This is a genomic window from Halovibrio salipaludis (assembly GCF_002286965.1).
GTDB classification, from domain to species: Bacteria; Pseudomonadota; Gammaproteobacteria; order Pseudomonadales; family Oleiphilaceae; genus Halospina; species Halospina salipaludis.
Genome location: NZ_NSKD01000003.1, coordinates 84,212 through 99,326 on the forward strand (window position 1 = coordinate 84,212; position 15,115 = coordinate 99,326).

Genomic DNA, 15,115 nt, shown 5'->3' on the forward strand with positions numbered 1-15,115 from the left:
GTATCCTTTCCAGCTGACGCACCGAACCCAGGAACACAGAGGACAGAGACTCCGATGACCGAAACGAATCAGCCCTGGAATACCCCCATGCCCGATGACCAGTTCGAGCTGATGCGCGACATCCTGGCCGCGCCCAGCCCGATCGGCATTGAGGCGGCCATGACCTATGGCGTGCTCAAGCCCTACCTCGAGCGCGTGTCGCCCAAGGACTGGCACATCCACCAGTTCAAGGGCCATGCGGGCATTGTGCTGGACAGTCACCCGGGGCGGGACGACATGTTCAAGGTCATGATCATCGGCCACGCGGACAAGATCCGGATGCAGGTGCGCAGCATCGGCGACGACGGCAAGATCTGGATCAACAGCGACTCTTTCCTGCCCACCACGCTGATCGGCCACGAGGTGAAACTGTTCAGCGAGGACCCGGAAAACCCCGGCAGCTACCGCGTGATCGAGGGCGGCACCGTGGAGGCCCTGGGCGCCATCCACTTCGCGGATGCGAACGTGCGCAGCGGCGACAAGGGCATCAAGAAGGAACAGCTCTACCTCGAGCTGCAGATCCACGGCGAGAACAAGAAGCAGCAGGTCGAGAACCTGGGCGTGCGCCCGGGTGATTCCATCCTGCTCAACCGCCCCATCCGCAAGGGCTTCAGCCCCAACACCTTCTACGGCGCCTACCTGGACAACGGCCTGGGCTGCTTCACTACTGCGGAAGTAGCCCGGCTTATGGCGGAAGACGGCGGCACCGAGAAGATCCGGGTGCTCTACGCCATGGCGACCTACGAGGAGATCGGGCGCTTCGGCAGCCGGGTTCTGGCCGGCGAACTCAAGCCGGACGCGCTGATCGGCGTGGACGTGAACCACGACTACAAGGCCGCGCCCGGCATCGGCGACCGCCGTATGAACCCGCAGGAAATGGGTAAGGGCTTCACCATGTCCGTGGGGGCCATCGCCAGCGAGCAGCTGAACCGGTTCTTCGAGACCACGGCACGCGAGCGGGAAATCCCCTTCCAGCGTGACGTGGTCGGCCCGGACACCGGCACCGACGGCATGGCCGGCGTGCTGGCGAGCGTGGACTGCGCGGCCACCTCGATCGGCTTCCCGATCCGGAACATGCACACCATCTCCGAATCCGGGAACACCCAGGATGTTCTGGCAGCGATCCATGCCATCAAGGGCACGCTGCAGAAGCTGGATGCTCTGAAGGACCCACACCGCGAGTTCATGGATAACCACCCGCGGCTGGATACCGCCTCACCGTTGGGTCACCAGGGCTCCGAAAAGCCCGAGGGTGACGATAAGGACGCGTAAGCATTATCGCCGGAGGGCACGGATGCCCTCTTTCCCTGCGGAACTACATTCCCTTTCCAATTCCCTCCCCTGCGAGATTGGCTTTTACGCCGTCCTCCGGCATTATTGAACCCCGATTCACAATAACAAAAGTCAAGAAGGACCGGCCCCATGCAAGCCAGCCCGCTGATTTCCATCGGACTGCCCGTTTCGCTGTTCATTATCATGATCGGCATTGGCATGACGCTGACGCCCAGGGACTTCCGTCAGGTAGCGGTGTATCCCCGGGGCATCATCGTCGGCACCATTGCCCAGATCCTGGTCATGCCCGCCCTGGCTTTCCTGATCATCGCCGTGTTCAACCTCTCGCCGATGATTGCGGTCGGCCTGGTGGTGATCGCGGCCTGCCCAGGCGGCACCACCTCCAACCTGTTCGCGCTCATGGCCCGGGGCAACGTGGCCCTGTCCATCGTGCTCACGGTGCTCGCCAACCTGATTACCATCGTCTCGCTGCCGCTGTTCACCAACCTGGCCCTGGACCTGTACATGGGCGAGAACGAAGCCATCCGGCTGCCGGTGGAACGCACCATCATGACGCTGGGGCTCATCGTGCTGCTGCCGATCACCGTCGGCATGGTCCTGCGCAACTACTTCCCGGAAAAAGCACAGAAGGCGGAAGGCATTGTCAGCATCTTTGGCGGCGTGGTGCTTGCGGCCCTGGTGGTAGCGCTGGTCTACGGCGTGCGTGACCAATTGGGTGAACTGCTCAGTCAGGCCGGCCCGGCCGCCATTGCGCTGAATCTGGCCGGCATTGCTATTGGACTGGGCATCAGCCGCATGACCGGGCTTACCCAGCGCGAATCCATGGCGGTGGCCGTGGAACTGGGCATCAAGAACGGCACCATCGGGCTGCTGGTCACCCTCAACCTGCTGCAGTCAGAGACCATGTCCGTCCCCTCGGCGGTCTACGGCGTGCTGATGTTCTTCTTCGGCTTTCTGTTAACCTTGTATGGGCGCAAGTACATCCCGCAGCCCACTGCCTGAAACAGAGAGGGCCTGTGCGTTTCTGCTGCGGGACAGCCATCCTGAGCCGCAAGGAGATCCACCATGCCCGCCATTGAATTCCAGTCCCGCAACGGCCTTACGCTCAAGGGTACTATCGAGTTGCCACCGGGCGGGATCTGGCGGGCCACGGCCATCTTCGCCCACTGCTTCACCTGCGGCAGCCAGGTCCGCGCCGCGCGCACCATCACCTCGGCCCTGGCCGGCACCGGCTTCGCCGTGCTGCGCTTTGACTTCACCGGCCTGGGCGAAAGCGAAGGCGAATTCGCGGATACCAACTTCTCCAGCAACCTGGACGACCTGGAAGACGCCGCCGCCTGGCTCACCCAGCGCTACGCCGCGCCACAACTGCTGCTCGGCCACTCCCTCGGCGGCTCCGCGGCCCTCGCCGTTGCCGAGCGCCTGGACAGCGTGCGCGCCGTCGCCACCATAGGCGCCCCGGCGAGCCCGGACCATATCCTCAAGCAGTTCGGCACGGACCTGGAGCGGATCGAGGAAAGCGGCAGCGCCGAGGTCGACCTTGCCGGCCGCCCCTTCCGCATCCGCAAGGACTTCATCGACGACGCCCGCAGCCACGACCTGACCGAGCGCCTCCACAAGCTCCGGCGCGCCCTGCTGGTGATGCACGCGCCGCACGACCGCACCGTGGGCATCGAAAACGCCGAGCAGATCTACACCGCCGCCCTGCACCCCAAGAGCTTCATCAGCCTGGACGACGCCGACCACCTGCTCTCGCGCCGCTCCGACGCCCAATACGCCGCCCAGGTCGTCTCCGCCTGGGCCGCCCGCTTCCTCGAGCCCGAAACCACCCCGGCCCCGGAAGGCGCCCGCGTAACCGGCCGCACCGAAGACGGCTTCCTCTGCCGCGTCCAGGCCGGCCCGCACGAACTCGTCGCCGACGAACCCAAATCCAGCGGCGGCACCAACCGCGGCCCCGACCCCTACGGCCTGCTCGCCTCCTCACTCGGCGCCTGCACCGTCATGACCATCAACATGTACGCCCGCCACAAGGAACTCCCGGTGGAACGCGTCACCTGCGAAGTCTCCCACCGCAAGGTCCACGCGGAAGACTGCGAGGAATGCGAAACGAAATCTGGCAAGGTGGATGAACTCGTCCGCCATATCACCATCGAAGGCGACCTCACTGAGGACCAGCGCCAGCGCATGCTCCAGATCGCCGGCCGCTGCCCGGTACACCAGACCCTCAAGAACGAGATCCGGATGCACGACGAGTTGGTTGAGTGAGAAGCAAGGAGCGAGGAGGAAAAGGCAACGCTGTGATTGCGTGTTAGCGACATCATCAGGGTTTGATGAGGGGAGGCGGGGAACGCTCGGAGGGAAGCTCGGTGGCCATGGATGGCCACCGCGCAGCCTACATGGATGTACTTGTGGCGATTCCCGGAGAGCGTTCCCCGCCTCCCCTCCTGCAGAAGCACCTCAGTCTTGGGACAACCGCTAACGCCACTCCGCCAGCCGCACAGGCACACGCCGAGCCCCCCAACGCCCGGGATCCCCATCAAACACCCCGGCACACCGAGTCCCACAGCTGGTGCAGTGCCCATCGTGGGTCAGGTTCCAGTCACTGAGCACGAACCAGTCACGCCCGATCAGCTTCTGCCCACAGTGATGGCAGTAGGTGCTACCCCCGGCCTCATCGTGCACGTTACCGGTGTAGGCGTACCGAATCCCGTTCCTCATGGCCACGTCCCGCGCATTCGTCAGCGTCTCAGCCGGCGTGCGCGGATGATCCATCATCTTGAAATCCGGATGGAAAGCGGTGAAGTGCATGGGAATGTCCGGCCCCAGGTGCTCCACCACCCACTGGCTCATCTGCTCAATCTCCTCGCTGGAATCATTCTCGCCGGGAATCAGCAGGTTGGTCAGCTCGAACCAGACATCCGTCTCATTGTGCACGTACTCGATCGTGTCCAGCACCGGCTGCAGCGCACTGCCCGTGATCTTGCGGTAGAAACGCTCCGTGAATGCCTTGAGGTCGAAGTTGACCGCATCCATGTAACGGAAGAACTCCTTGCGCGGCTCCTCGCAGATATAGCCGGCGGTCACCGCCACCGCCTTGATGCCACGCTCGTGGCAGGCCTGGGCCACATCAATGGCGTACTCGTGGAAGATCACCGGATCGTTGTAGGTGAAGGCGATGCTGTGGCAGCCCAGGTCCTCGGCCGCGCGGGCAATGGTCTCGGGCTCGGCCTGGTCCGCCAGCGTGTCCATCTCCCGGGACTTGCTCATATCCCAGTTCTGGCAGAACTTGCAGAACAGGTTACAGCCGGCGGTACCGAAAGACAGCACCGACGTTCCGGGCAGGTAATGGTTCAGGGGTTTCTTCTCGATCGGGTCCACGCAGAACCCACTGGAGCGCCCGTAGGTGGTGAGCACGATCTGGTCGTCATGCCGGGCACGCACAAAGCACAGGCCCTGCTGGCCCTCCTTCAGCTTGCAGGCACGCGGGCACAGGTCGCACTGGATGCGGCCGTCGTCCAGCTGGTGCCAGTAGGCGGTCGGGAAACGATCACTGGAGATTGTCACGCCCATGGTCTCACCTCCCGGTGCTGGCGTTATACTCCGAGTATAGGGCGTCAATCGGGCCGTTGCCCAGCCTTGTTGAAGACGCCGATCGCCCCCATACAAAAGGCACAGAAAACAGACCTCTAGGGAGGTGCGCCATGGAACACACGATTCGGCCACCGGCGGTTTCAGGGCTCTTCTATCCCGCCGAGCGCGGTGTGCTGCAACAGCAGGTCGCCGGTTTCCTGGAGAAGGCGGGTACCGATGACGTCACGCCGCCCAAGGCAGTGATCGCCCCCCATGCCGGGTACCCGTTCTCGGGAGCGGTCGCCGGGGAAGCCTACGCCCCGGTGCGCGCCATCGCGGATCGCATCGAGCGTGTTGTGCTGCTTGGGCCCAGTCACCGCATCCCGTTCCGGGGCATCGCGGCCAGCAGAGCGGACTACTTCGCCACCCCCATGGGCAATGTGCGCGTCGACCAGGCCACCCAGGCGGAACTGGTAGCCCAGCGCCAGGACGTGGTCTACCGGGAAGACGCCCATGAACGCGAACACGGCCTTGAAGTGCATCTCCCCTTCCTTCAGGCCCTTCTGGAGGACTTCGGCGTTGTGCCGCTGGTCGTGGGCGACGCCTCCCCGGAGGAAGTCGGAACACTGCTGGATCAACTCTGGAGCGGCCCCGAGACGCTGATCGCCATCAGCTCGGACCTGAGCCACTTCATGGACTACGACAGCGCGGTGCGCCGGGACAGGGCCACGTCCGAGGCCATTGAGAACCTGGAATGGGAAAAGGTCCGGGATGGCGATGCCTGCGGCCGACACCCCATCAACGGGCTGCTGTGGCTGGCACGGCAGAAGGGCCTGGAAGGCCGCATCCTGGATCTGCGCAATTCGGGGGACGCCGGAGCCCCCAGGGACAGCGTTGTGGGGTATGGCGCCTATGTCTTCCACTGACAGCGCGATGACACCCGAGTACCGCAGCATGCTGCTCACGCTGGCCCGGGACAGCATCCGGCAGGGATTCGAGACGGGTCGCCCCCTGCCGGTTAATCCGGCGCAATGGCCGGAGGGCCTTCAGCGTGAGGGCGCCAGCTTTGTCACGCTCAAGCGCCCGGATGGCAGCCTGCGCGGCTGTATCGGCACCCTTGAGGCCCGCCAGCCACTGGTGACGGATGTGGCGGAGCATGCCCATGCCGCCGCCTTCCGCGACCCGCGCTTCCAGCCATTGGCGGCCCATGAACTGGAGGAGGTGCACCTGGAACTCTCGATCCTGTCCCGGCCCGAACCGCTGCCTGTGGCCTCGGAAGCGGAACTGCTCGCGGCTCTCCAACCCGGCGAGGATGGGCTCATTCTTGAGGACGGCGTCCACCGGGGAACCTTTCTCCCCGCAGTCTGGGAGTCGCTGCCGGAGCCCGTGGACTTTGTCCGCCAGCTCAAACGCAAGGCGGGCCTGCCATCGGATTACTGGTCCCCTTCACTGACCATCAAGCGCTACCGGACGGAGTCCTTCGGCGAGGATGAGCGCTGATGCGGCGGCAGCCACCACCAGGTGGCGGCCACCAACACCGCGAAAACGGTATAACCGAACACAAAAACCCAGCCAGGCAGGTCATGGAAGATGAGGGCGCTGACCCAGTATTCGATGAAGCCCTGATCGTGCACGGACTGACCAGCGGCACGGCGCAGTTCATGCTCCCAGATGGTAAGCGGACACAGGCGCCCCAGCCAGGCCTGGAGCACCACAAAACCGATGGTCACCAGATGCAGCCAGCGTACCCAGGGATTGCGGACCCAGCGCCAGCCGCGAACCCCGCCGATGATGAACAGCACCAGACCGACCACGACAAACGCCAAGATCAGGGCATGCAGCAACAGCACCAGGTCTGCCAGGAGACCCGGCGCGGGAAGTGTTTCATAGAGGTTGCGCGATCCATTCATGGGCCTACCCCAGCAGCGCCACGCTCTTGACCTGGGCGTGAACCTCCAGACCTGGTGCCAGAGACAGTTCTCGGGCGGAGCGGCGGCTCACACGCGCCAGCAGCACCGTGTCACCCACCCGCAGCCTCAGCATAACGTGCCCTGTCCCCTGTTCCGCCAGGTCCTCAATGCGGGCCGGCATCACGTTCAGGATGCTGCTGTCCTGCGGCGCCGTCAGGGCGACGCTCACGTCCCGTGCCTGGACCTGGAGTCTCACGGGCTGCCCGGTCTCCATCTGCCCCAGTACCGCATGGAGCGGTCCTGCGTCCGAGTTCACCCGCACCACGCCGTCGCGCGGGTCGTAGTCGTCAACCACACCCTCGAGAACCGTCTCCGCCCCCGGTTGGCCCGCGATGGCCAGATCCAGGCGCGCGAACACATCGGTCAGGGCGCCTTCCGCCTGTACCCGACCCGCGTCCATAAGCACCAGGTGGTCCGCCAGGCGCGCCACTTCCTCCCGGGAGTGGCTGACATAGACCATCGGCAACACCAGCTCGCGGTGCAGGCGCTCAAGGTACGGCAGGATCTCACCGCGCCTTTCCTGGTCCAGGCCCGCAAGGGGCTCGTCCAGGAGCAACAGCGCGGGCTCCATCGCCAGGGCCCGGGCAATGGCCACACGCTGCTGCTCGCCACCGGAGAGCTGGTGCGGGCGCCGTGCAAGCAGATGGCGGATCCCCAGCAGTTCAATGGACTGCTCCAGGCGGGCGCTGTCCCCGCTGCCCTGGCTTCGGCGCAGCCCGTAGCGCAGGTTGCCTTCCACGCTGCGGTGCGGGAACAGGCTGGGCTCCTGGAACACATAGCCCACGGCACGCTGGTGCGGCGGCACGAACTGGTTGACGTCCTGCCACGTCCGGCCTCCCACGCGCAGGTGACCCACAGCCAAGCGTTCCAGCCCCGCCATGATCCGCAGCAGCGTTGTCTTGCCGCAGCCGGAGGGCCCGAAAACCGCACTCACTCCTGCCCCAGGCAGCGCCAGTGACAGGTCCAGGCTGAAATCCCCCCGGTCGAGCCGGAACGCCAGCTCAATGCTCATAGCCGCACCACCAGGAAACGCCGGTTGAGCGCATAGACCGCCATCAGCATCAGCATGGACATCAGCAGCAGGCCACCGGAGAGCCAGTGCGCGCTGGTGTAATCCAGCGCCTCCACATGGTCATAGACCGCAATGGACACCACCTGGGTGCTGCCCGGAATGTTGCCGCCGATCATCAGCACCACGCCGAACTCCCCCAGGGTGTGGGCAAAGCCAAGCACGGCCGCCGTCAGGAAACCGGGCGCGGCCAGCGGTACCGCCACGGTGAAGAAGCGATCCAGGGGCGAGGCCCGCAGCGTGGCGGCCACCTCCATGGGCCTGCGGCCGACAGCGGAAAAGGCGTTCTGCAGGGGCTGGACCACAAACGGCAGCGAGTACACCACCGAACCGATCACCAGCCCGCTGAAAGTGAACGCCAGCGGCTGGCCGCCCAGGGCCTCCATCAGCCCCCCGATGGGCCCTTCCGGCCCGAGCGCGATCAGAAGATAGAACCCCAGGACCGTGGGCGGCAGGACAAGCGGCAGCGCCACCATCGCCTCCACCACGAACCGGAAGCGCCACTGGGTGCGTGCCAGCCACCAGGCCAGCGGCGTGCCCAGCACCAGCAGGATCAGGGTGCTCACGGCCGCCAGCTGAAGGGTGATCCAGAGTGCTGTAAGATCAGCAGAGCCCGGCATCAGGGCACCTCGTAGCCATGGTCACGCAGAATCACCTGCCCCTGATTCCCTGTCACGAACTCCAGGAAGGCACGGGGTGCCGGTTCATCCACCAACAGCACCGCCTGCTGCTCGATGGGCTCATGCAACGCCTCCGGAACCAGCCAGCGTGAACCACCCACGCTGCGCCCCGGCGCCTCCAGCTGGGACAGCGCCACGAACCCGAGGGGTGCATTCCCCGTACGCACGAACTGGAAGGTCTGGGCGATGTTCTCCCCCATCACACGCCTTCCCTCCAGGGCTTCCCAGAGCCCCCGGTTTTCAAGAACCTGTTTTGCCGCCTTGCCATAAGGCGCCAGACGCGGATTGGCCATCGCCAGATAGGTGAAATCCCGCGTTGCCAGTACTCGGCCTTCCGCATCCACGAGTGATTCGCTGGGGCTCCAGAGGACAAGCCGGCCACGGGCATAGCTCACCCTGCTTCCCTCAACGGCCCTGCCGGATTCATCCAGACGCCGGGGCCGGCGCTCATCCGCGGCAAGAAAGACCTGGAAAGGCGCACCATGCAGGATCTGGGCGTAGTGCTTGCCGGTTGAGCCGGAGGCGAGAACCACGCTGTGCTCAGTAGCTGCTTCGAACCGATCAGCCAGCACTCTGGCTGCTCCGACGAAATTACTGGCCACAGCAACCCGGATTTCATCCGCCCCGACAAGGGATGACCCTCCGGCAAGCAACAGAATACCCAGCCAAACCGGCACCTGAGCAGCACGACGCAACGCTAACTCTCCCAACAATGCTGATAGCAGGCCAGAGTCTACCAGACCCGACTCTTACGCAGGGTCTCAGAAATGCTACGCTGGTACACCATTTCAGAGGCCATCATTTCTCAAGGAACAAGGCTTTTTATGCGCGTCATTATCCGCTATTTCTTCCGCTCACTCCGCCTGATCCTTACCCCCATCGTCCTGATCAACGAAAAGTTGACCCGCCCCAGGGCGGTATCCCGAAGCTCTGAAGACCAGGCGCGCGTCGAACACGCCGCAGGCAAACTGGCGCTCTATCAGTTCAACGCCTGCCCTTTCTGCATCAAGGTCCGCAAGGAGATATCACGCCTGGGGCTGCCCATTGAAACCCGCGACGCCCAGAATGATCCGGATCACCGGGCCGCCCTCGAAGCCGGTGGCGGTCGGGTCAAGGTGCCCTGTCTGTTGATTGAACACGACGATGGCGAACAGCAGTGGCTGTACGAATCCGATGACATCAACGCCTGGCTGAGGAAGCAGTTCGAACCTGCATCAGACTGATGACGGATGCGCTAGTGGCGCGGGTGTCTTGCGTGTAACGGATGTACCCATCCAGCCGTTTCACTCCGCTTAACACTCTAACAGACCCGCGCCACGTATACCCTCGCGGTTTCAGCGCAACGCCACCCGCCGGGGCAAGCGCTCAAGTTCGTTGATCACCTGCCAGCGACCGCCGTCTTCCTCTACGCGCGCTTTCCAGCTAGCCAGCCGCTCGTGGTACGCGGCTGGGTCGTTGTTGTCACCGCGCTGGCGCAGCACGTTCAGGGCAACCACCCGGATACCCGCCAGGTCGAGCGCCATGTCCCGGTTCAGCTCCGGCGGCAGGTCCTCGTGCAGGTCGGATAGCACGAACAGGTGCTGTCGTTCCGCGTTCGTCCCATGCAGGTAGTCGCGCCCCAGCAGGATGCCGCCGGTTATGTCGCTGTGATAGCTCGGCGTCTCGAACCCCTCCATGAACGACTGCACCTTACCCAGTACGGCTCGCTTCTGTTGCCCGACGACACTCGGGCGCGCGTCGAAGGTGGTCTGGGCGATGATGTTGCGCTCGGTGAAGCTGGAGTTGTCGATGAAAGCCACCGCCAGCGAATCACCGGCGCCCAGCTCCGAGAGCAAGTAGGCGCTGAGCTGCTGGACCTTCTCCCGCTCCTGAGCATAGCCGTTGGAGATATCGAGCAGCACGAAGACCGCCCGGTTGTTGCTGGCCGCCTCGCTGCAGCCGATCAGGAACAGGCTCAGCAGCGCGGCGAGTGCGAGGCGCAGCCCCCGGGGGGCTGCGCGGTTACGGAATGTGGTTGCTGTACGGCTCATGGTTCAGGCCTCCTGTGTTGTGAGGGGCAGATCGTCGGCATCAGCCGGCGTTTCAGCGGCAGTTGGTTCCGCGCGCTTGCGGCTGCGCTTGCGAGGCGCCTGTTCCTGTATCTCGGGCGGCGGCTCTGAGGCTTCCGTCTGAACGGTTTCAGGCTCGCTCGGAGAGGCGGACTCCGGAGCTGCCTCCCGGTTCTCCATGCGGTAGCACACCATCCGCTCGATGCTCAGCGGCACCATGATCAGCAGGTCATACAGGTTGATGAGCATGGCGCAGAGGTGATTCGCTAGGCCGCCGGTCACCCGCAGTGTCACGCGCAGGGCCCTCAGCAGGCCGAGCGTGACCGCGCCCAGTACGGTGCGCAGTGAGTGCACGAAGGACTCCAGAGGAATACCCACGAACGCCAGAGCGAACGGCAGGATGAAGCCCAGCAGCATCTGGCCCATGGCAGGGATCCAGCCGAACTCGGTGCCACCGGTGGCCTCACCGGTCAGTTGCTGTGCCAGCGCCGCCTGGTCCGCGGCGAGCATGTCGCGCAGGTAGGCCAGCGAGGACTCGATGCCCGCGAAGATCACCAGGATCACCAGCGAGGCGATCATCAGGTACCGCCGCATGCGGTCATTCAGCCGCGAGATCACGGGGAACAGGTGCGTTACCCGCAGGGATTCCAGCAGGAACAGGCCCATGGTGATCTCAACCATGATGATGACCAGCGCCGCAACGTCGGAGGCTGCCATGGGGCCGATGGAGCTGGTGCCCCCGACCATCTCGGACATGGGCATGGCGATCAGGTGGAAGTTCACGATGGCGCCGAAGACCGCGATGGTCAGCACCAGGCTCGAGATGAAGAACTGCTTGAGCGACGAGGCCATGAGGGTATTCACCGCCTCGTCATCGCTGTTGCGCATGCGCTCGTACTCGGCCATCTGCCGGTCAATGGACTTCGAGCGCTCGTCCAGGCCCGTAATGGTCTCGTGCACCTTGCCCATGGTCTGGCCGAGGTTGCGCCAGTCCGGGCGCATGCCCTTGAGGATGCCGTGGCGTTCGTTGATGTCCGACTGGTAGGCCTCGAGGGTTTCATCGTGGGACTTCTGCACCACGTCCCGGATGTTCTCCAGGATGCTGTTCACGGCCGGGTCGCCGGAGGTGGGCAGTTTGCCGATGGTGTCCATCAGCTCCTGCCAGGCCCGCGGCATGGGCTTGTTCTCGATCGAGTTGTGGTAGTCCGTCTCGATCTTCTCCAGCGTCTCGTTCAGGCGCCGATGCAGGACCGGGTACTGACCCAGGTCGCGCTCGACGATCTCCGATACCCGCGCGAACTCGCGCTCGATGGCGTTCTCCGCCTCCTCGCGCCCGGCGGCCAGGAGTACGTCCCGGTTGCGATGGCTGACACGGTTTTCCAGCTGGCGCACCCCGGCGCCGGCCAGGCGCAGGCTGCGGTAGAAAGAGCGGCCGGTATTGCGCAGGAGCTGGTGCGCGTGCGGCCGGCCCGCGTAGAGAAGGGTAATGGCGATGACCAGCCAGATGGCCAGTGACAGCGCCGGCGAATCGGACCAGATGGTGAGTATTTCTGAGAACATGGTGTGTCTCCTCTTCCAGGTTGCTTGGTGAACCGGCGGACTGGGCCGCCGCCCCGACACCTGCAGTCTTTCCGACGCGCGTGAATAATCCGTGAGTCGCCAACCCGGAAAATGCGAACTTTGTATCAGTGTGTAGCCATCGTCTTTCCTGCGGGGCCGGCTGCTACACTCACAACAGATTTCCGTCGGAACCGCGCCCCATGGCCACGATTCTCTGGGTGGAGGACCAGTCACACTGGATTGACCGCTTCAAGCCGGTGCTTGAGGCCACGACCTTTGACAACCAGCCGACACGGGTCCAGGTCTTCCGCTTCGCCGAGGCCGCCTGCCAGCACATCAAGCTTGCCGATGCGGGCGACGCCCCGGACCTGGCCCTGCTGGACGCCAACATGAACGGCAACGAACAGGCCGGTTTCTCGGTCTCACGCACCCTGCTGCGCAAGTGGCCGGAGCTGCCCATCGTCTACCTCTCCGAGTACAGCGGCACGGGCGTGGAGCAGGAAGCCATCGAGAAGCAGAACGCCCAGGACTTCATCGCCAAGCACCAGCGCAACATCGAACAGGTGCTGTGCTGGCGCATCCGGGCCACCCTCCGCCAGCAGTCCATGACCCGGGAAAAGAACAGCAGCGGCCGGCTCCAGAGCGGCGGCCTGAGCCTGGACACCGTCACCTGGGAGGCCTACTGGCAGGGCGTAAAACTGATGAACCCGAACAACCCGAAGCGCCCCCTGCCCCCGACGCCGCGCAAGATCCTGCGCTACCTGGTGGAAGCCTCGCCGGCGCCGCTGTCCACGCTGCAGGTGGCGGAGAAGCTGGACGCGGACCCCGAGCGCTTTTCCCAGGCCAACTACCGCCAGCACATCCGCACCCTGCGCCGGGCCATCGACCAGGCCATGGGCGGCGATGAGCGCTTCTTTGAGTGGTGCCGCGAGGGCGAGGGACTGGTGGCGTTCGGGGATGACGGTGCCTACTGCTGGCGCACGCCGCGCACCACGGAGTCGAACTGACCATGGCCGATAACCGCGACGACCGCCCGAACGACCGCATCCAGCCAGTACGTTTCCCCTTCCTGGGCACCCTCGGTGGCCTGCTGGCCATCAGCTGGCTCCTGCTGCTGTTGGACCCCGCCGTGGCCTCCTTCTACAGCGTCCCATCAGTGCTGCTCCAACCCGAGTGGCGCTACGGTGCCCTGGCCCTGTTCGTGGCCCTGATCCTCGCGGACATGCGCCGCTACCACCGCGAGCGCCGCCAGCAGGACGCGGACCTGCAGGCATTGCGCGCGCAGGTCCACAGCCTCTGGCAGGACCGCAAGCAGCTCCAGCTCAAGGCCCACACCTATTCCGACCACGCGGACAAGCTCAAGCGCTTCATCAGCGACAAGCTGCTGGAATACATCGAGTACGACGAGAAGTTCCTGCACTTCAAGAGCATCGCGGCGGAGGTGCGCCACAACGGCGTAATCAGCTTCGACCGGGTGCGCACCGCGCTTGAGGGCGCGCTCACGGACGCCGAAGAAGCCGCGGACGAAGCGCGCGCACAACCGCTGCGTGCCGCCGAAGACGCCATGCGCTACCTGTGGGACCTGCTGGATCTCTCCACCGCCGACAACCTGGCCCTGCACATCGGCAACCGCCTGTGCGAGTGCGAGGAACACTACTACCAGCGCATGCTTGGCGAAGACGATGGCAATGCGGACGAGCTGCCCCCGCCCCCGGTCTACGACCCTGGCCGCGCCGCCTGGCGGGCGCTCGGACAGGTAAGCCAGAAACCGCTGGAGGAACCCGCCGAAGGAACCCCCTGGGCCCTGAACGACGGCCAGTGGTACGCGGACCTCCAGCCCACGGGCACGCTGCTGGGCACCGAGAACCACCTGGTGCTGCTGCTCGAGAACCTGCTGAAGAACGCCCAGTTCCACGCCCGCAAGCGCGGCTACAGCAGCCCCTTCGCCCCGGTCACCCTGCAGCTGAGGGAGGAACGGGGCAACGCCCTGATCCGAGTCTACAACCGGGGACCGCACATCCGTGACGAGGACCGTCCCAACCTTTTCCAGCTCGGCTTCTCCACCCGCCGCGCCAGGGAACACCAGGGTCGCGGCCTGGGCCTGTACTTCGTCAACGAGATCGTGAAGGGCTACGAGGGGCAGATCACGGTGCACAACATCGAGACACCGGCCACCCAGTACGCGGTGCGCGTAGCCCTGTCGGACGGCAACGTGGTCACGGAACTCGTGGATGTGGCGGTGGAATCCGGCAAGCCAAGCTGCCGCTCACCCGAGGGTGAATGGCAGGGGCAGATGGAATGGACATTCGAAGCGCCGGTTGAGAGCGTGGAGGTCACCACCACCGACGACCGCGAGCAGCCCACCCAGCGCCTCGCGGACTTCGAGGCCAAGGGCAAGCAGCAGCGGTTCGACCCCGGTCACCCGGAACGCCCCCGGTGGCGCCTGAGCCTCACCCCGAAACGCAACGCCCACCGGCTCAGCTTCGAGCCGCTGGCCATCGATGGCGTGGAGTTCGAGATCCGGCTGCCCACGGCCCAGCAGCGGCTGGACAATACCGAGCTCGGCCTGGACGACGACATTGACGCGGAAGTGGAACGGCTGGACGAACACTTCCAGCCCCCGGATTCTAGCGCCTCGCGATGATGTAGACCGCGTGGATGATGCCCGGCAGGTAGCCGAACAGCGTCAGCACGATGTTGATCCAGAACTGAAGCCCAATGCCCACCTGGAAGAACACTCCCAGTGGTGGCAGCAAAATGGAAAGAATAAGACGTAGCACGTCCATACCAGCTCACTCCTGTGAATGACTTCTGACTCATCTAAAGCAGTGGCGGCCCAGAATGGCCTGGCCGGCTCCCGCATGCTTCGGATTGTGCCATGTTTCC

Annotated in this window: 16 protein-coding genes; 8 read left to right on the forward strand and 8 right to left on the reverse strand. The window is 64.7% G+C overall.

Annotated features, from left to right (window positions below; genetic code table 11):
• Positions 1-54 precede the first annotated feature (54 nt).
• The 3 genes from CK501_RS08145 to CK501_RS08155 all read left to right on the forward strand — a co-directional run bounded on the left by CK501_RS08145 (position 55) and on the right by CK501_RS08155 (position 3,597).
• Positions 55-1,311 (forward strand): M20/M25/M40 family metallo-hydrolase, encoded by a 1,257-nt coding sequence (locus CK501_RS08145; protein WP_095617252.1) that lies wholly within the window; start codon positions 55-57, stop codon positions 1,309-1,311.
• Between the two features lie 150 nt (positions 1,312-1,461).
• Positions 1,462-2,334 (forward strand): bile acid:sodium symporter family protein, encoded by an 873-nt coding sequence (locus tag CK501_RS08150; protein WP_077531087.1) that lies wholly within the window; start codon positions 1,462-1,464, stop codon positions 2,332-2,334.
• Positions 2,335-2,397: 63 nt separating this feature from the next.
• Positions 2,398-3,597, forward strand: coding sequence for a bifunctional alpha/beta hydrolase/OsmC family protein (locus CK501_RS08155; RefSeq protein WP_095617253.1), 1,200 nt, complete (start codon positions 2,398-2,400; stop codon positions 3,595-3,597).
• Between the two features lie 210 nt (positions 3,598-3,807).
• On the opposite strand, the gene amrS is transcribed toward CK501_RS08155, so the two are convergent.
• The gene (gene amrS / locus CK501_RS08160; protein WP_095617254.1) at positions 3,808-4,902 is read right to left on the reverse strand and encodes an AmmeMemoRadiSam system radical SAM enzyme; all 1,095 of its coding nucleotides are present in this window, start codon (positions 4,900-4,902) and stop codon (positions 3,808-3,810) included.
• A 131-nt stretch (positions 4,903-5,033) separates the two neighbouring features.
• Between amrS and amrB the strand changes: the two genes are divergently transcribed.
• Together amrB and amrA are read left to right on the forward strand one after the other, a co-directional pair.
• Positions 5,034-5,828, forward strand: coding sequence for an AmmeMemoRadiSam system protein B (amrB, locus tag CK501_RS08165; RefSeq protein WP_095617255.1), 795 nt, complete (start codon positions 5,034-5,036; stop codon positions 5,826-5,828).
• The gene (gene amrA / locus CK501_RS08170; protein WP_095617256.1) at positions 5,815-6,402 is read left to right on the forward strand and encodes an AmmeMemoRadiSam system protein A; all 588 of its coding nucleotides are present in this window, start codon (positions 5,815-5,817) and stop codon (positions 6,400-6,402) included. The genes amrB and amrA overlap by 14 nt, the downstream gene beginning before the upstream one ends.
• Here amrA and CK501_RS08175 read toward each other — a convergent pair.
• Genes CK501_RS08175 through modA form a run of 4 tightly spaced genes read right to left on the reverse strand, consistent with a single transcriptional unit; the run spans position 6,366 to position 9,298 of the window.
• Positions 6,366-6,812 carry a DUF2784 domain-containing protein gene (locus CK501_RS08175; RefSeq protein WP_095617257.1) on the reverse strand — a complete coding sequence of 149 codons (447 nt, stop codon included), beginning with the start codon at positions 6,810-6,812 and terminating at the stop codon, positions 6,366-6,368. The genes amrA and CK501_RS08175 overlap by 37 nt on opposite strands.
• Positions 6,813-6,816: 4 nt before the next feature.
• On the reverse strand, positions 6,817-7,884 hold the full coding sequence (modC, locus tag CK501_RS08180; RefSeq protein ID WP_095617258.1) for a molybdenum ABC transporter ATP-binding protein: 1,068 nt from the start codon (positions 7,882-7,884) through the stop codon (positions 6,817-6,819).
• On the reverse strand, positions 7,881-8,561 hold the full coding sequence (modB, locus tag CK501_RS08185; protein WP_095617259.1) for a molybdate ABC transporter permease subunit: 681 nt from the start codon (positions 8,559-8,561) through the stop codon (positions 7,881-7,883). The genes modC and modB overlap by 4 nt, the downstream gene beginning before the upstream one ends.
• The gene (gene modA, locus CK501_RS08190; RefSeq protein ID WP_095617260.1) at positions 8,561-9,298 is read right to left on the reverse strand and encodes a molybdate ABC transporter substrate-binding protein; all 738 of its coding nucleotides are present in this window, start codon (positions 9,296-9,298) and stop codon (positions 8,561-8,563) included. Before modA ends, modB begins: the two co-directional genes overlap by 1 nt.
• 147 nt (positions 9,299-9,445) lie before the next feature.
• Here modA and CK501_RS08195 point away from each other — a divergent pair, with 147 nt between their 5' ends.
• Positions 9,446-9,844: a glutaredoxin family protein gene (locus tag CK501_RS08195; protein ID WP_095617261.1), complete on the forward strand. Its 399-nt coding sequence runs from the start codon at positions 9,446-9,448 to the stop codon at positions 9,842-9,844.
• 111 nt (positions 9,845-9,955) lie between these two features.
• Here CK501_RS08195 and CK501_RS08200 read toward each other — a convergent pair whose 3' ends face one another.
• Both CK501_RS08200 and CK501_RS08205 read right to left on the reverse strand, forming a co-directional pair.
• Entirely contained in the window at positions 9,956-10,651 is a 696-nt protein-coding gene (locus CK501_RS08200) for a VWA domain-containing protein (protein WP_198949440.1), read from the reverse strand.
• A 3-nt stretch (positions 10,652-10,654) separates the two neighbouring features.
• Positions 10,655-12,229: a hypothetical protein gene (locus tag CK501_RS08205; RefSeq protein WP_095617262.1), complete on the reverse strand. Its 1,575-nt coding sequence runs from the start codon at positions 12,227-12,229 to the stop codon at positions 10,655-10,657.
• A 200-nt stretch (positions 12,230-12,429) separates the two neighbouring features.
• Between CK501_RS08205 and CK501_RS08210 the strand changes: the two genes are divergently transcribed.
• Together CK501_RS08210 and CK501_RS08215 are read left to right on the forward strand one after the other, a co-directional pair.
• Positions 12,430-13,236: a response regulator transcription factor gene (locus CK501_RS08210; protein ID WP_095617263.1), complete on the forward strand. Its 807-nt coding sequence runs from the start codon at positions 12,430-12,432 to the stop codon at positions 13,234-13,236.
• A gap of 2 nt (positions 13,237-13,238) precedes the next feature.
• Entirely contained in the window at positions 13,239-14,873 is a 1,635-nt protein-coding gene (locus tag CK501_RS08215; protein ID WP_095617264.1) for a sensor histidine kinase, read from the forward strand.
• Here the strand turns inward: CK501_RS08215 and CK501_RS08220 are convergent.
• Complete coding sequence (locus CK501_RS08220; RefSeq protein ID WP_095617265.1) at positions 14,857-15,015, reverse strand: YqaE/Pmp3 family membrane protein; 159 nt, start codon at positions 15,013-15,015, stop codon at positions 14,857-14,859. The two genes, CK501_RS08215 and CK501_RS08220, sit on opposite strands and share 17 nt — an antisense overlap.
• Between the last annotated feature and the right edge of the window lie 100 nt (positions 15,016-15,115).

Bases quoted from the DNA above. Each gene is read 5' to 3' on its own strand.
- CK501_RS08145 (WP_095617252.1), top strand. From the start codon at position 55: ATGACCGAAACGAATCAGCCCTGGAATACCCCCATGCCCGATGACCAG.
- CK501_RS08150 (WP_077531087.1), top strand. From the start codon at position 1,462: ATGCAAGCCAGCCCGCTGATTTCCATCGGACTGCCCGTTTCGCTGTTC.
- CK501_RS08155 (WP_095617253.1), top strand. From the start codon at position 2,398: ATGCCCGCCATTGAATTCCAGTCCCGCAACGGCCTTACGCTCAAGGGT.
- amrS (WP_095617254.1), bottom strand. From the start codon at position 4,902: ATGGGCGTGACAATCTCCAGTGATCGTTTCCCGACCGCCTACTGGCAC.
- amrB (WP_095617255.1), top strand. From the start codon at position 5,034: ATGGAACACACGATTCGGCCACCGGCGGTTTCAGGGCTCTTCTATCCC.
- amrA (WP_095617256.1), top strand. From the start codon at position 5,815: ATGTCTTCCACTGACAGCGCGATGACACCCGAGTACCGCAGCATGCTG.
- CK501_RS08175 (WP_095617257.1), bottom strand. From the start codon at position 6,812: ATGAATGGATCGCGCAACCTCTATGAAACACTTCCCGCGCCGGGTCTC.
- modC (WP_095617258.1), bottom strand. From the start codon at position 7,884: ATGAGCATTGAGCTGGCGTTCCGGCTCGACCGGGGGGATTTCAGCCTG.
- modB (WP_095617259.1), bottom strand. From the start codon at position 8,561: ATGCCGGGCTCTGCTGATCTTACAGCACTCTGGATCACCCTTCAGCTG.
- CK501_RS08195 (WP_095617261.1), top strand. From the start codon at position 9,446: ATGCGCGTCATTATCCGCTATTTCTTCCGCTCACTCCGCCTGATCCTT.
- CK501_RS08200 (WP_198949440.1), bottom strand. From the start codon at position 10,651: ATGAGCCGTACAGCAACCACATTCCGTAACCGCGCAGCCCCCCGGGGG.
- CK501_RS08205 (WP_095617262.1), bottom strand. From the start codon at position 12,229: ATGTTCTCAGAAATACTCACCATCTGGTCCGATTCGCCGGCGCTGTCA.
- CK501_RS08210 (WP_095617263.1), top strand. From the start codon at position 12,430: ATGGCCACGATTCTCTGGGTGGAGGACCAGTCACACTGGATTGACCGC.
- CK501_RS08215 (WP_095617264.1), top strand. From the start codon at position 13,239: ATGGCCGATAACCGCGACGACCGCCCGAACGACCGCATCCAGCCAGTA.
- CK501_RS08220 (WP_095617265.1), bottom strand. From the start codon at position 15,015: ATGGACGTGCTACGTCTTATTCTTTCCATTTTGCTGCCACCACTGGGA.